The organism is Candidatus Competibacteraceae bacterium, assembly GCA_016713505.1.
Classification (GTDB): Bacteria; Pseudomonadota; Gammaproteobacteria; order Competibacterales; family Competibacteraceae; genus Competibacter_A.
Genome location: JADJPA010000001.1, coordinates 2,843,290 through 2,857,239 on the forward strand (window position 1 = coordinate 2,843,290; position 13,950 = coordinate 2,857,239).

13 protein-coding genes and 1 tRNA gene are annotated in these 13,950 nt (G+C 59.2%); 8 read left to right on the forward strand and 6 right to left on the reverse strand.

Translation table 11 applies throughout. The features are described from left to right. Window positions 1-8: 8 nt before the first annotated feature. Window positions 9-1,109, reverse strand: coding sequence for a DNA polymerase III subunit beta (gene dnaN / locus IPK09_12955; GenBank protein ID MBK7984522.1), 1,101 nt, complete (start codon window positions 1,107-1,109; stop codon window positions 9-11). A gap of 563 nt (window positions 1,110-1,672) precedes the next feature. After that, the gene (gene dnaA / locus IPK09_12960; protein MBK7984523.1) at window positions 1,673-3,034 is read right to left on the reverse strand and encodes a chromosomal replication initiator protein DnaA; all 1,362 of its coding nucleotides are present in this window, start codon (window positions 3,032-3,034) and stop codon (window positions 1,673-1,675) included. A 187-nt stretch (window positions 3,035-3,221) separates the two neighbouring features. Between dnaA and rpmH the strand changes: the two genes are divergently transcribed. From rpmH to IPK09_12990, 6 genes are all read left to right on the forward strand, one after another. Continuing rightward, the gene (gene rpmH, locus IPK09_12965; GenBank protein MBK7984524.1) at window positions 3,222-3,356 is read left to right on the forward strand and encodes a 50S ribosomal protein L34; all 135 of its coding nucleotides are present in this window, start codon (window positions 3,222-3,224) and stop codon (window positions 3,354-3,356) included. After that, complete coding sequence (gene rnpA / locus IPK09_12970) at window positions 3,353-3,724, forward strand: ribonuclease P protein component (GenBank protein MBK7984525.1); 372 nt, start codon at window positions 3,353-3,355, stop codon at window positions 3,722-3,724. The genes rpmH and rnpA overlap by 4 nt, the downstream gene beginning before the upstream one ends. Then, complete coding sequence (gene yidD / locus IPK09_12975; protein ID MBK7984526.1) at window positions 3,709-3,939, forward strand: membrane protein insertion efficiency factor YidD; 231 nt, start codon at window positions 3,709-3,711, stop codon at window positions 3,937-3,939. Before rnpA ends, yidD begins: the two co-directional genes overlap by 16 nt. Continuing rightward, a complete protein-coding gene (gene yidC, locus IPK09_12980) occupies window positions 3,939-5,732 on the forward strand; it encodes a membrane protein insertase YidC (protein ID MBK7984527.1) in 1,794 nt (597 codons plus the stop codon). The genes yidD and yidC overlap by 1 nt, the downstream gene beginning before the upstream one ends. Window positions 5,733-5,786: 54 nt before the next feature. After that, on the forward strand, window positions 5,787-7,130 hold the full coding sequence (gene mnmE, locus IPK09_12985; protein ID MBK7984528.1) for a tRNA uridine-5-carboxymethylaminomethyl(34) synthesis GTPase MnmE: 1,344 nt from the start codon (window positions 5,787-5,789) through the stop codon (window positions 7,128-7,130). A gap of 419 nt (window positions 7,131-7,549) precedes the next feature. After that, window positions 7,550-7,780, forward strand: a complete 231-nt coding sequence (locus IPK09_12990) for a hypothetical protein (GenBank protein ID MBK7984529.1) — start codon at window positions 7,550-7,552, stop codon at window positions 7,778-7,780. A gap of 97 nt (window positions 7,781-7,877) precedes the next feature. Here the strand turns inward: IPK09_12990 and IPK09_12995 are convergent. Then, window positions 7,878-7,953: transfer RNA gene (locus tag IPK09_12995), tRNA-Asn, on the reverse strand. A gap of 50 nt (window positions 7,954-8,003) precedes the next feature. Beyond that, a complete protein-coding gene (locus IPK09_13000; protein MBK7984530.1) occupies window positions 8,004-9,188 on the reverse strand; it encodes a pyridoxal phosphate-dependent aminotransferase in 1,185 nt (394 codons plus the stop codon). Between the two features lie 90 nt (window positions 9,189-9,278). Between IPK09_13000 and uvrB the strand changes: the two genes are divergently transcribed. Continuing rightward, entirely contained in the window at window positions 9,279-11,318 is a 2,040-nt protein-coding gene (gene uvrB / locus IPK09_13005; GenBank protein MBK7984531.1) for an excinuclease ABC subunit UvrB, read from the forward strand. A gap of 21 nt (window positions 11,319-11,339) precedes the next feature. Here the strand turns inward: uvrB and IPK09_13010 are convergent, their stop codons facing one another. Together IPK09_13010 and IPK09_13015 are read right to left on the reverse strand one after the other, a co-directional pair. Then, entirely contained in the window at window positions 11,340-11,999 is a 660-nt protein-coding gene (locus IPK09_13010; protein MBK7984532.1) for a hypothetical protein, read from the reverse strand. A gap of 55 nt (window positions 12,000-12,054) precedes the next feature. Further along, window positions 12,055-12,672 carry a toll/interleukin-1 receptor domain-containing protein gene (locus IPK09_13015; GenBank protein ID MBK7984533.1) on the reverse strand — a complete coding sequence of 206 codons (618 nt, stop codon included), beginning with the start codon at window positions 12,670-12,672 and terminating at the stop codon, window positions 12,055-12,057. Between the two features lie 164 nt (window positions 12,673-12,836). On the opposite strand from IPK09_13015, the gene IPK09_13020 reads away from it, so the two are divergent. Then, a complete protein-coding gene (locus IPK09_13020) occupies window positions 12,837-13,919 on the forward strand; it encodes an ADP-ribosylglycohydrolase family protein (GenBank protein ID MBK7984534.1) in 1,083 nt (360 codons plus the stop codon). Window positions 13,920-13,950 lie beyond the last annotated feature (31 nt).

A 13,950-nucleotide genomic window follows, 5' to 3' on the forward strand; every position in this document is an offset into this window, starting at 1 on the left:
GCGCGGGCTTACAGCCGCATGGGCATGATGACGTGCTTGCTGTTACCGCCTTCGCTTTCCTCGATCAGGCAACTGCCGCCGGAATCGGTGAAGGACAGTTTCGCCAGTTCCCCGCCCAGCGCGCCCAGCGCGTCGAGCAGGTAGCTCACGTTGAAGCCGATTTCCATGGGGCCGCCGCTGTAGTTGATTTCGATTTCTTCCTCGGCTTCTTCCTGCTCCGAGTTCTGGGCTTGCGCCCGCAGGGTCCAGTCTTCCAGTTGCAGGCGAATTCCTTGGCTCTTGTCGTCGAGCACGATGCCGGCCCGCGCCAGAGCGGCCCGCAGCACCATGCGGTCGGCGATCACAGTCCGCGCCGCATCGCGCGGGATGACCCGCTGGTAGTCGGGAAACTTGCCATCGATCAGTTTGGAAGTCAGGCGGATATCGCCCATGGCCACCTGGATGTGGTTGGCGCCGAGCGCCAGCACCGCTTCCGCCTCGCTGTCGGCCAGCAGCCGCATCAGTTCCAGCACGCCCTTGCGCGGCATGATGACTTGCCGGTGCTCCACCGCCTCGGCTCCGATGGGCAATTCCTGGAAGGCCAGCCGGTGACCGTCGGTGGCGACCACCCGCAGCACGCCGGAACTCACTTCCAGCAGCAAGCCGTTCAGGTAGTAGCGCACGTCCTGTTGGGCCATGGCGAAGTGGGTGCGCTCGATCAGCCCGCGCAGGGTTCCCTGTTCTAGCGGGATGCCCACGCCGAACGGCAAATCCTCCAGCGTGGGGAAATCAGCGGCCGGCAGCGCGACCAGAGTGAAGCGGCTGCGACCGCAGCGCACGGTCGCCTTCTCCCCCTCGACGCTCAGCGCGACCATCGCGTCTTCGGGCAAGGCGCGCAGAATGTCGTGCAGCTTGCGGGCGGGGAGGGTGATTTCACCCGGCGCCTCCACCGGCAGTTCGAGCCTGACCGACAGCTCGACTTCCAGATCGGTGGCGGTCAGGGTCAGTTCACGCTCGGTGGCCGACAGCAGCACGTTGCTCAGGATCGGCAGCGTTTGCCGGCGCTCGACCGCTCCGATCACTTGCTGGAGCGGTTTGAGCAAGTGCTCGCGCTTGGCTTCCAGTTTCATGGATTCTCCCGATAGGTTCCAAGCCCACGGCTTCGATCCGGGGCGGTCAATTCCTGACTGTTGTCAGGGGTTAAAAAATTTTTGTTCCTGTAAGCGAGTCAGTTTTGCCGTTCCCCAATCAGTAAAGAACTTCTCTTATATATATAAAAGATTATTATTATTAGGGAGCCCATTTTCTGTGGATAACTTTTTTTATTTTTTTCAATTCAAATAATTGGACGATTTTTTCCTGTGGATAAGTCTGTGGATAAAATGTGGATAAGTCACTTTTCCTGTGGATAACTTTTTAGGGGTCAAAAGTTATCCACAGAGTTATCCACAGGTTTGGCCGAGTTATCCACAGAAATGGCCAAGTTATCCACAGAGTTATCCACAGGGCATTTTTGCTATTATAACGGCGTGAAACATCTAGGGCGCTCGACAGGCTGCTATTTTCGAATATTACAGTTTCAAGGCAATAATTTTACTGTTTTTTTAAATTATAGTCTCAGCATTAAACGGGCCGAAATCGCCGGTGGAAAAGTTATTCCACTTATCCACAGGACTTATCCACAGGCTATTTTCTAATTAGTCAGCGTCCCGAGCAAATTGGTGTAATCGTCACGGATTTCCGGGTCGCGGTGCTGGAGTTCCCGAATTTTGCGGCAGGCGTGCAGCACCGTGGTGTGATCGCGCCCGCCGAACGCTTCACCGATATCCGGCAGGCTGAGCGCGGTCAGTTCCTTGGTCAGCGCCATCGCCATCTGCCGGGGTCGCGACAGGGTGCGCAACCGGCTGTTGGACAGCAGATCGCTGACCGGGATCTTGTAGTAGTCGGCGACGGTCTTCTGGATGTTCTCGATGGTGACCAGCTTGTCCTGCAAGGTCAGCAGATCGCTCAAGGCCTCCTTGACGAAACCGAGGGTGATCGCTTTTCCGGTGAACTGGGCGTTGGCGTAGACCCGCCGCAGCGCCCCTTCCAATTCGCGGACGTTGGAGCGAACGCGCTGGGCGATGAAGAAAGCCACTTCATCCGGCAGGCCGAGTTGAGCTTGTTCGGCCTTGCTTTTGAGAATCGCGACGCGCGTTTCCAGTTCCGGCGGCTCGATGGCGACGGTCAAGCCAGAACCGAACCGCGATTTCAGCCGGTCTTCCAGGCCGGCCACTTCCTTGGGGTAGCGGTCGCAGGTCAGGATCACCTGCTGGCGGCTTTCCAGCAGGCTGTTGAAGGTGTAGAAAAATTCCTCCTGGGAGCGCTCCTTGCCGGCCAGAAACTGCACGTCGTCAATCAGCAGCGCATCCAGCGACCGATAGCGCCGCTTGAATTCGTTGATGGCGTTATGTTGCAGGGAGCGCACCATGTCGGCCACGAAATGCTCGCAGTTCTGAAACACGATCTGCGATTCGGGATTGCGCTCGCGCAGCATGTTGCCGACCGCATGGATGAGGTGGGTCTTGCCCAGACCGGTGCCGCCGTAGATGAACAGCGGATTATAGGCCCGGCCGGGGTTTTGGGTGACTTGCAGGCAGGCGGCGCGGGCGATCTGGTTGGAGTTGCCCTCGACGAAGGTCGCGAAGGTGAAATCGGGATTGAGAACGCCGCTTTTCAGCAGCTCCCCACCGTTGAGGTTGGCCGCGCCTGCGCCGCTCGGTTCTTCTGGCGGTTGTTCTTCACTCTCGATGGCGGGTTCGTCGGTCAGGACGCCACTGCCGATTTCCAGCAGCACCGGCGCGGGTTGTTCGGGGTTGAGGCGTTCCAACACCGTCTGAATGTGCGCCAGATGATGCTTCTTGACCCAATCGAGCACGAATCGGTTGGGAGCGAGCAGGCGCAACGTATCGCCTTCCTGCCGGGCGTGCAACGGCCGGATCCAGGTGCTCAGTTGTTGTTCGGACAGTTCGCGTTCCAGACATTCCAAACAGGATTTCCACAACGCATGGTCCACTAATGATCCTCCTTGCGATGCTTTGGAAGAAACCATGCAGTTTAATGGCTTAAGCTCCGGTTATCCACAGCGCCACGCGCGCGGCCAGCGGGAACCACTTGACAAAATTGCCTCTCAATCAGTAATTTTGCCGTTTTCGTTGAATAGCACAACCCGTGTCGTCCCGCACCGTTCTTAAGGAATCGCCATGAAGCGAACGTTCCAGCCCAGCATCATCCACCGCAAGCGCACTCACGGCTTTCGCGCCCGGATGGCCACCAAGGGTGGTCGCCTCGTTCTGAAAGCGCGCCGCGCCAAGGGCCGCGCCCGTTTGGCGCCCTGAACGCCCCAGCCGGCGACGCCTGCTTTCCGCGTCGCGCCCGGCTGACCGGCCGAAACGCCTTTGCCGGTGTCTTCGCCCAGCCCAGCAAATCCAGCGACCGCTATTTTACCGTGCTGACTCGACCCAACGATCTGGCTTACCCGCGCTTGGGCTTGGCCATGTCCCGCAGGATCGCCAAGGCCGCCGTGGCGCGCAACCGGCTGAAACGGATCGCGCGCGAAAGCTTCCGCCGTCACCAGCGAGCGCTCGGCGGTTTGGATTGCGTGGTGGTGGGCCGACCCGGTGCGAGCGAGCAGGAGAACGCGGTTCTGTTTGCGTCGCTGGAGCGGCATTGGCGGAGGTTCGCTCGGCCGTGCGCGCCTTCTTGATCGCACTGATCCGCGTTTATCAGCTGTCATTGAGCCCTTTGCTGGGCAACCACTGTCGTTTTTATCCGAGTTGTTCGCAATACGCCCGTGAAGCCGTCGAGCGTCATGGCGTCCCGCGCGGTGTGGGGCTGGCGATCCGGCGCGTGCTGCGCTGCCATCCCTGGCATCCGGGCGGTGTCGATCCCGTTCCCGAACCTTCCCCGAAGGACCGTTGATGGAAAACCAACGTTTGATTCTGTTCGCGGCCCTGATGTTCGTCGTGTTTCTGCTCTGGCAGAACTGGCTGGAATTTCAGGCCAAAAAGCATCCGCCACCCGCGCCGACAGTCGCCGCGGCGCCGGCGGGTTCCGCTGCTCCCGCCGGCGTGTCAGCGCCTGTTCCCGGTCAGGATATCCCGACCGGCGCGCCGGTCGCGGGCGCGCTACCGGGTTCGCAAGCGCTCGGTGGCGGCCAGCGCGTGCATGTGACCACGGATCTGTTTGAAATCGAGATCGATACGGTGGGCGGCGATCTGCGTCAGGCCGGCTTGCGCACCTATCCGGATTCCGTGCAGCGGCCGGATCAACCATTTCTACTGCTGAAGGACACCGGGCCGGATTTGTTCATCGCTCAATCCGGCTTGGTGGCGTCGAACAATGGCCCCGCACCCAATCACTACGCTACCTTCATACCCGAGCGGGCTGAATACCGTTTGGCGGACGGCCAGGATACGCTGGAGGTGCGGCTGAACTGGTCGGATCCATCCGGCGTGAAGGCGGTCAAGACCTACACCTTCCATCGGGGCAGCTTTCTGGTGGATGTGAACCAGCGGGTCGAGAACGGCAGTTTGGAGCCGTGGCAGGGCGGCCAGTACCGCCAGTTCCAACGCACACCACCCAAGGCCGTCAGCAGTTATTTTGGCAGCGGTGTAGTGACTTATACCGGCGCCGTGGTTTCCAGCCCGGAACAACGCTACGAGAAAATCTCTTTCGACCAGATCGCCAAGCAGGAGTTGAACCAGACCGTCAAGGACGGCTGGGTCGCCATGATCCAGCATTATTTTCTGGGGGCATGGGTGCCGAATCCGGGCGAAGCCGAGGAATTTTACACCAAAGCCGTCGGCAGCAATCGGTATTTGGTGGGGATGCGCGGCGCGGTCCAGACCGTGCCACCCGGCGCAACCGGCGATTTTCGTACCCGCTTGTACGTGGGACCGAAGTTGACGGATGTGCTGTCCAAGATCGCGCCCAACCTGCAACTGACTGTCGATTACGGCATATTGACCATCATCGCCGAGCCGCTGTTTTGGTTGTTGAAGGCGATCCATTGGGTGGTCGGCAATTGGGGCTGGGCGATCATCTTCCTGACCATCTTGATCAAGTTGGCGTTCTATAAATTGTCGGAGACCAGCTATCGCTCCATGGCCAACATGCGCCGGCTGGCGCCGGAGCTGAGCCGCCTCAAGGAGTTGTACGGCGACGACAAGCAGAAGATGAATCAGGCGATGATGGACATGTACAAGAAGGAGAAGGTCAATCCGCTGGGCGGCTGTTTGCCGATTGTGGTGCAGATTCCAGTCTTTATCGCGCTGTACTGGGTGCTGGTGGAAAGCGTGCAGTTGCGGCAGGCACCGTTCATGCTGTGGATCAAGGACATGTCGATCCCGGATCCGTACTACGTGCTGCCGCTGATCATGGGCGTGACCATGTTCGTGCAGCAGAAGCTGAGTCCGGCTCCACCCGATCCGGTGCAGGCCAAGGTGATGATGGCGCTGCCGGTGGTGTTCACCTTCATGTTCCTGTGGTTCCCGGCCGGTTTGGTGCTGTACTGGGTGGTGAACAACATCCTTTCCATCGCCCAGCAGTGGGTCATCACCAAGCGGGTGGAATCGGGGGCCGACGCCGCTGCGCTCAAGGCCAAGGAAAAATCGGGAGTAGGTTCTGTCGTGGGCGAGCAGGCCAAGAAGCTGTTGACATTGGCCAAGCAGGCGTTGCCCGATCAGAAGAATTCTGGCAATCGCAAGAAGTAACTTTATCCGCCCCGCCCGATCACCGCCCCGCTGGCGGGGAGGGCGTCTTTAATCATGACCGATACCATCGCCGCTGTCGCCACCCCGCCCGGACGGGGTGGCATCGGCGTCCTTCGCGTCTCCGGTCCGCTCAGTGCCGCTATCGTTGAAGCTGTTAGCGGCATTCTGCCCCCGCCCCGTCAGGCTGTCGTGCGGCGCTTTCGTTCGAGTGACGGAGAAATTCTCGACGAAGGCGTCATCCTGCATTTTCCCGCGCCGCATTCCTTCACCGGTGAGGATGTGGTGGAGTTTCAGGGGCACGGCGGGCCCATGGTGCTGGATTTACTGATGGAGCGGGTAGTCGAGCTGGGCGCGCGACCGGCCCGGCCCGGCGAGTTTTCCGAACGCGCGTTTCTTAATGACAAGCTCGATTTGGCGCAAGCGGAAGCGATTGCCGATCTGATCGCCAGCGATACCGCCGCCGCCGCTCGCGCCGCGCTTCGTTCTCTGCAAGGCGAGTTTTCGCAACGGGTCAACGGGTTGGTTGAAGGCTTGATCGCGTTACGGATGTACGTTGAAGCGGCTATCGACTTTCCCGAAGAAGAAATCGATTTTCTGGCCGATGGAATGGTTGCGGCGCGCTTGGCCGAGTTGCAAGAACGCTTGCGGGTATTGCAAGCCGCCGCCGGGCAGGGGCGGTTGTTGCGCGATGGCATGACGGTGGTGATCGCCGGGCGGCCGAACGCCGGTAAATCCAGCGTGCTCAATCGTTTGGCCGGCCGCGAGGCGGCCATCGTCACCGCCGTCCCCGGTACGACGCGCGACGTGCTGCGCGAACACATCAGCATCGACGGAATGCCGCTGCATGTGATCGACACCGCCGGTTTGCGCGACAGCGACGATCCGGTGGAACGGGAAGGCATCCGCCGCGCTTGGGCGGAAATCGACACCGCCGACCGGATTTTGATGGTGGTGGATGATCGGTTGGGATTGGCGGCGGAAGAAGCGGGCTTGCGAGAGCGGTTGCCGGCTGCGACACCGGTGACGGTGCTTTACAACAAGATCGACCTCAGCGGCCAAGCTCCGTCGGTTCGAGAAGGGGCATGGGGAACCGAGGTTCGGTTATCGGCCAAAACCGAGGCGGGATTGGAGTTGCTGCGCGAGCATCTGAAATCTTGCATGGGCTATCACGGCGGCGGAGAAGGAACCTTCATGGCCCGTCGCCGCCATTTGGAGGCCCTGGAACGGGCGGCGGCGGCGCTGGAACGAGCGGCGGAACAGTTAGCTATTTTCCGAGCGGGTGAGTTGGTCGCCGAGGAATTGCGGGAAGCCCAAAACGCGCTATCCGAAATTACCGGCGACTTCAGTAGTGAGGATTTGTTGTCGCGAATTTTTTCGAGTTTTTGTATTGGGAAATAGGCGATCGTGAAAGGGTCCGGACAACTTTGCTTCGCTACTCCATGGAACCTTTGCTTTCTTTCTTGGATTTCTTCTCCGCTTTCTTTTCCTTCATGGTTTTAGCCGGTTTTTTCTTGGTTTCTTTTTTGATGTCAGCGCTTTTACTCATGATCGTCACTCCTGGCTGGTTTCGGATTGTCTCTCAATAGTGCCTGAAAGAGTTTAGGTCCGCTGTGATCCGTTGGCTGGAGGGTGCGGCGATGGGCCTCAAGCTTCATTCTACGACCAGCCCGCATTCTGGGATAGAGGGACGCTCAGGCTTGGCGAGAAGGTAGGACTTGGTTCGTGGTTCGCGCGGGCGCCGGCAAAACCAGGGCGTCATTTGGCTGGCGTTCAGCTTGGATCGATTATCGTAAGGTCTCTTTTTGACAGGAGGCTTTATGAAAACCGTGTTGACCGCCACTGCTGGCGCGTCGCTCACCTTCACTCTCAATAGGATGGCGCGAGCCGATGATTCGGACGAGGTCGAGGGGCCGCAATCTGCGTGGCGGCGGGAATCCCGCTTGCGGGAGGCGCAACACAAACGCGCTCATCAAACGCAGCGGCAAACTCGCCATGAGCGTGAGGAACGCTTGCGGGAGTTGGGTCGGAATCGGTTTGACCGGGGTTGACTAGATTCGTCCTGAGTGCTTGGCCGTCCGCGATGCCTCAGTGGGTGCCCGACCGGAAATAAAAAAGCCTTGCACTGCCGCAAGGCTTTGAATGAATTGGCTCCCCGGCGCGGACTCGAACCACGGACCCAGTGATTAACAGTCACTTGCTCTACCGACTGAGCTACCGGGGAAAGGGAGAACGAGCATTCTATGGATACCCGTATACCCTGTCAATCGGGAATCAGCGGGCGACGACCCGGCCGATCCGCTCTAGCGCCTTGGTCAGATTGTCCATGCTGGTGGCGAAGGAAATCCGCCCGCAGCCTTCCGCGCCGAAGGCCGAACCCGGCACCAGCGCCACGCCGACTTCATTGAGCAACAATTCCGCGAAGGCGATATCGTTCGCCAGTCCCAGCCGTTCGATCACTTTCTGGAAGCTGGGGAAGATGTAGAAGGTGCCATCGGCGGGCGCGACCTGAACGCCCGACATCGCCTTCAGCGCGCCGAAAACGTAATCGTGCCGCTTTTTGAACGCCTCGGTCATCATTCCGATAAAGGATTGATCGCCGTTTAACGCCGCTTCCGCCGCCACCTGCGAAATCGAGGTGGGGTTGGACGTGCTCTGCGACTGGATGTTGCTCATGGCGTTGATCAAATCCTTGGGACCGCCGCAGTAGCCGATGCGCCAGCCGGTCATCGAATAGGCCTTGGACACGCCGTTTAGGACGATGGTGCGGTCGTAGAGATCGGGGCAGACGTTGAGGATGTTGCAGAATTTCTCGCCGGTCCATTGAATGTGCTCGTACATGTCATCGGTGGCGATGTAAACCTGCGGATGCCGGCGCAGCACCTCGCCCAGCGCCGTCAATTCCGCTGCGTTGTAGGCCACGCCGGTCGGATTGGACGGACTGTTGATCACCAATAATTTGGTGCGCGGCGTGATCGCGGCTTCCAACTGTTGCGCGGTGATCTTGAAATGCTGGTCAATGCCGGCTTCGACGATCACGGGTACGCCGTCGGCCAGCAGCACCATGTCTGGATAGGAAACCCAGTACGGCGCGGGAATGATCGCTTCATCGCCAGCGCCGAGCAACGCTTGCGCCAAGTTATAGAAACTCTGCTTGCCGCCGACCGACACTAAAATCTGTTTCGGATCGTAATTCAAACCGTTATCGCGTTGAAACTTGGCGATGATGGCTTTTTTCAGTCCGGCCGTGCCGTCCACCGGGGTATATTTGGTGAAACCGGCATGGATCGCCTTGATCGCGGCGTCCTTGATGAAATCGGGCGTGTCGAAATCCGGCTCGCCCGCGCCCAGGCCGATCACATCCTTGCCGGCGGCTTTGAGTTCGTTGGCCTTGGCGGTGACGGCCAAGGTGGGAGACGGCTTAATGCGCTGGACGCGCTCGGAAAGAGGGGTACTCACAGCGGCTCCTGAAGATTGACCGAAAGGTTGAACACTGGGGTTGAAGAGACTGTCGGATAATACTGAAAATTCACATCTTGACCAATTCTCATGCCCGCTCAAAAAACCTTTACCCTCCGCGCTCGCTTCCAGCCCGCCGGCGATCAGCCGGATGCGATCCGCTCTCTGGTCGCCGGGCTGGGCGACGGTCTGGCCCGTCAGACGCTGCTCGGCGTCACCGGCAGCGGCAAGACCTTCAGCGTCGCCAACGTCATCGCCGCCGTGCAGCGTCCGGCGCTGGTGCTCGCGCCCAATAAGACCCTGGCGGCGCAACTGTACGGCGAAATGAAGGAGTTCTTCCCGGAAAACGCCGTCGAGTATTTCGTCTCCTACTACGATTATTACCAGCCGGAAGCCTACGTGCCCTCGTCGGACACCTACATCGAAAAGGACGCTTCGATCAACGAGCACGTCGAGCAGATGCGCTTGTCGGCGACCAAGGCGATTCTGGAGCGGCCCGACACCATCATCGTCGCCACGGTGTCGGCGATTTACGGGCTGGGCGATCCCGAATCGTACATGAAGATGCTGCTGCATCTGGTGCGCGGCGAGAAAGTCGACCAGCGCGCCGTCCTGCGCCGGCTGGCCGATTTGCAGTACACCCGCAACGATCTGGAACTGGCGCGCGGCACCTTTCGGGTGCGCGGCGAGATCATCGACATCCATCCCGCCGAATCGGATACCGAAGCGGTGCGGGTGGAATTGTTCGACGATCAAATCGAATCGCTCAGCCTATTCGATCCGCTGACCGGCAAGGTAATCCGCAAGACGCCGCGCTATACGGTCTATCCCAAAACCCACTACGTCACCCCGCGCGAGCAGTTGTTGCGGGCGGTCGATAAGGTTAAGGACGAGTTGCAAGACCGGCTGAACGAATTGAACGCCGCCAACAAGCTTCTGGAAGCGCAGCGGCTGGAACAACGCACCCGTTACGACATCGAGATGATGCTGGAGTTGGGTTATTGCAGCGGCATCGAAAACTACTCTCGCCACTTGTCAGGCCGCGAAGCAGGGGAGCCGCCGCCGACCTTGCTCGATTACCTGCCGCCTGACGCGCTGATTTTCATCGACGAAAGCCATGTGACCGTGCCGCAATTGGGCGGCATGTACCGAGGCGACCGCTCGCGCAAGGAAACGCTGGTCGAATACGGCTTCCGGCTGCCTTCGGCCCTGGACAATCGGCCGTTGCGCTTCGACGAGTTCGAGCGTTTGAGCGGTCAGACCATCTTCATTTCCGCCACGCCCGGCCCGTTCGAGCTGGAGCATTCCGGCGGCGCGGTGGTGGAGCAGGTGGTGCGACCGACCGGCTTGGTCGATCCCGACGTTGAGGTCCGGCCGGCCGTGCATCAGGTGGATGATTTATTGGGCGAAATCCGCGAGCGGGTGAATCTCAAGGAACGGGTGTTGGTTACCACGCTGACCAAGCGCATGGCCGAGGATTTGACCGAGTATCTCGCCGAAAACGGGGTGAAGGTGCGCTATCTGCACGCCGACATCGAGACGGTGGAGCGGGTCGAGATCATCCGCGATCTGCGGCTGGGGCAGTTCGATGTGCTGGTCGGCATCAATTTATTGCGGGAAGGCTTGGATTTGCCGGAAGTCTCGCTGGTGGCGATTCTCGATGCCGACAAGGAAGGTTTTCTACGCTCCGACCGCTCGTTGATTCAAACGGTGGGCCGCGCCGCCCGCAACCTGCGCGGCAAGGCGATTTTGTACGCCGATCACATCACGGGTTCGATGCGGCGGGCGCTGGATGAAACCGAGCGCCGTCGCGTCAAGCAGCAAGCGTACAACCAAGCGCACGGCATCACGCCGCGCGGCATCGAAAAGGCGGTGGCGGACATCATGGAAGGCGCGTACTCGCATCCCGGCGCGCCGCTTCCGGCCGCGCAATACGCCAAGGTCGCCGAGGAAGCGGCGGTTTACGCCCGCGAAACGCCAGCTTTATTGATGAAGAAGATCAAGAAGCTGGAACAGGACATGTACCGCCACGCCCGCGATTTGGAATTCGAGCAGGCGGCGAAGTTGCGAGATGAGATTCAGCGAATTCGGGAGTTTGGGCTGGGGATGCTGGAAGTGAAAACTGGATGAGGTGGGCTGTTTGTACTCACTTTATCCCCGTTCCCGCAGCCAGCGCTCCATTAAAGGCACTCGTAACTGCCACTGGCCTTGTTCATCGGTCACCAATAAACGTCGCCGCAGTGCTTGGTAGACGGCTGCGTCATCCGGTGGCGGCTGGGTGTCGCGGATGCGAAAGCCGCAGAGATACGCCCATTCGCTTGGCGAGGCGTCTTCCGGTTGTATCAGTTGCCGCAATACAGCATCGCCAGCGACAATGGCTTTAGCAATGGCTTGCCCCAGCAGCGCCTGATCTGCTTTGTCTTGTTCGCGGTCGTTACAGAGATCGACGACCGTTTCGGCGAGGAGCTGCACCAAATGCGGCCAACCGCCCGCTTCGGCATGAATGCGTTCGATGCCGTTTTCACCCCAGAAGGCTGGATCGAAGCAGGGACGTTTCGGATCGCCCTCTGCCCAAAGCGCCGAATGATTGAGCGGTTCGGTGAGTAATTGCCGAGTTTCGGCTTCGGTGAAGGGCGGTACTTCCAACGTGCGAGCGCTGACCAAATACGAAGACCAAGGCGCGTTCTTTAATTCAGTGATAGCGTGGCTGCCTGCAAAACACCAGGTGATTTGGCGATGAGTTTGGATGGATTCGCGGATTGCAGCGAGTAAATCTTCCTGGAAAACGTTCTCGCCCAGTTTGCGATCCAAGTTTTCGTATTCGTCGATGGCGATGAGTAGCCGCTCATCGGTTTCTTGGAGGCGGCTATTGCAAGCAGTAAGCCTTTGAAAAAATTTTTTTAGATTTGTGGCCGATGATTTTGGAGTCTCTTGAATAAACTGAGTGGCTGTTGCTCCCTACCGCATGATTTCGGCTAGAAACGCCGTTATCCACCACCAGATTCACTGATGCATTGCGTTCCAAGTATCGCGCTATATCATCGCGTGCGGCCAGCCATGCCGGTGCGGTCGTCCCCAAGTCCGTTGCATCGCATTGTTGAAGCGTCAGCGCCCACGGATCAGCTTTGCTATCGTCAATTAGATCGGCATAAAGCGGATTCGGTTTGGTTATGGAAGCCGGTAAGGTGCAAGCACCACGCAACAAGGGAATAACAACGCCCAAGTTGAAATCGGGGTCTAGTGCAATGGCACGATCCATTTCATGGCGACAATACGCACTGCGCAAATAATCATCCGATAAAACCAGCAAATGTTTATCGGCCTGATCCTGAAGTGCATCCATTTGCCCAATCAATGCTTTACCCAGTACAAACCGCTCTCGGTCAATTAACACCTCCGCGCCACCGGCTTTCAGGCAAGGCGCTAACCGCTCCCAAACCCAATTCCCCTGACAGTGACAATAACTGACAAACACCTTGGTCATTTTCTATCTCCATATCACCCGCTATTGGCTGCCTGGCTCTGTTTGGGTATCTGTTCGCCAGTCGCTACTAAACGTTTGATCTTTCCAAATACCATAACCCAAATCAAGCCAAGGAACGTCTATAACTGTAGAGCAAAGCCATCACACTGAAAGGAGAAATCCGCATGTCGAACGCAAATCTCCAAGATCGCGCCGCCGGAGCCATCATGGGCGCTTTCATCGGCGACGCTCTCGCCCTCGGCCCGCATTGGTATTACGACCTGGACGAACTACACCGCGATTACGGGGCGTGGATCAGCGCTTACACCGATCCCAAACCCGGCCGCTACCATGCCGGACTGCGGGCCGGCCAACTCTCGCAAGCGGGTTTTATCCTCGAACTCACATTGCGTTCGCTGGTGGCGTGTGGCGGCTACGACGAAAGCGATTTCTGCCATCGCCTTGATGAGGAACTGTTTCCCTTGCTCGACGGTACGCCGATGAACGGACCGGGTGGTTACACCAGCCAATCGATTCGCGAGGCGTGGCGACGGCGGGTGGAGCAGCATCTGCCGTGGGGGAAGACCGGCGGTCATGCCGACACCACGGAAGCGATTGAACGCACGCTCGCGCTGGCGGTGCGCTACGCGCTGGAACCCCAACACCTCGCCCGCAGCATCACCCAAAATACCTTGCTGACTCAAGTGGATGAAACGGTAGTGGCGATGACGGTCGCTTATGGGGCGGTGTTGGGGCTGTTGGTGCAGGGCCACACCCTCGACGCCAGCGTTTCGGGCAAACTCATGAAGCAGGTCAAGGATGGGGTGCTACCGTTTCATGCCGTGACCGGCGACCGCTTGCAACCGCCGCGTCCCGGCGATCCCGAGCCGCCGCGCGTCGGGCTGTTTGCCTCACCAGATGCCTTGCTGACGCCGTCTTATATGGCCATCGCCGCCGCCGATCCAACCATCCGCATCGAGCCGGCCTGGAAAGTCTCGCTGGTTTACGGAATGCCCTGCGCGATCTATCATCAACTACCGGCCGTTTACTATCTGGCGGCGCGGTTTCACGATGATTTCGAATCGGCCGTGCTCCACGCCGTCAACGGCGGCGGGCAAAACCAGGCCCGCGCCATGCTGGCCGGCGCGCTAGTCGGCGCTCAAGTCGGACTAATCGGCATCCCCCGGCGGTTTCTCGATGGATTGGAAAACGCCGCCGTCCTCCGCCAACTCGCCACCGATCTCGCCGCAAGCCTACCGACGCCGTAAGTCGAAAGTCGTTGGTTGTAGGGCTCCTTGA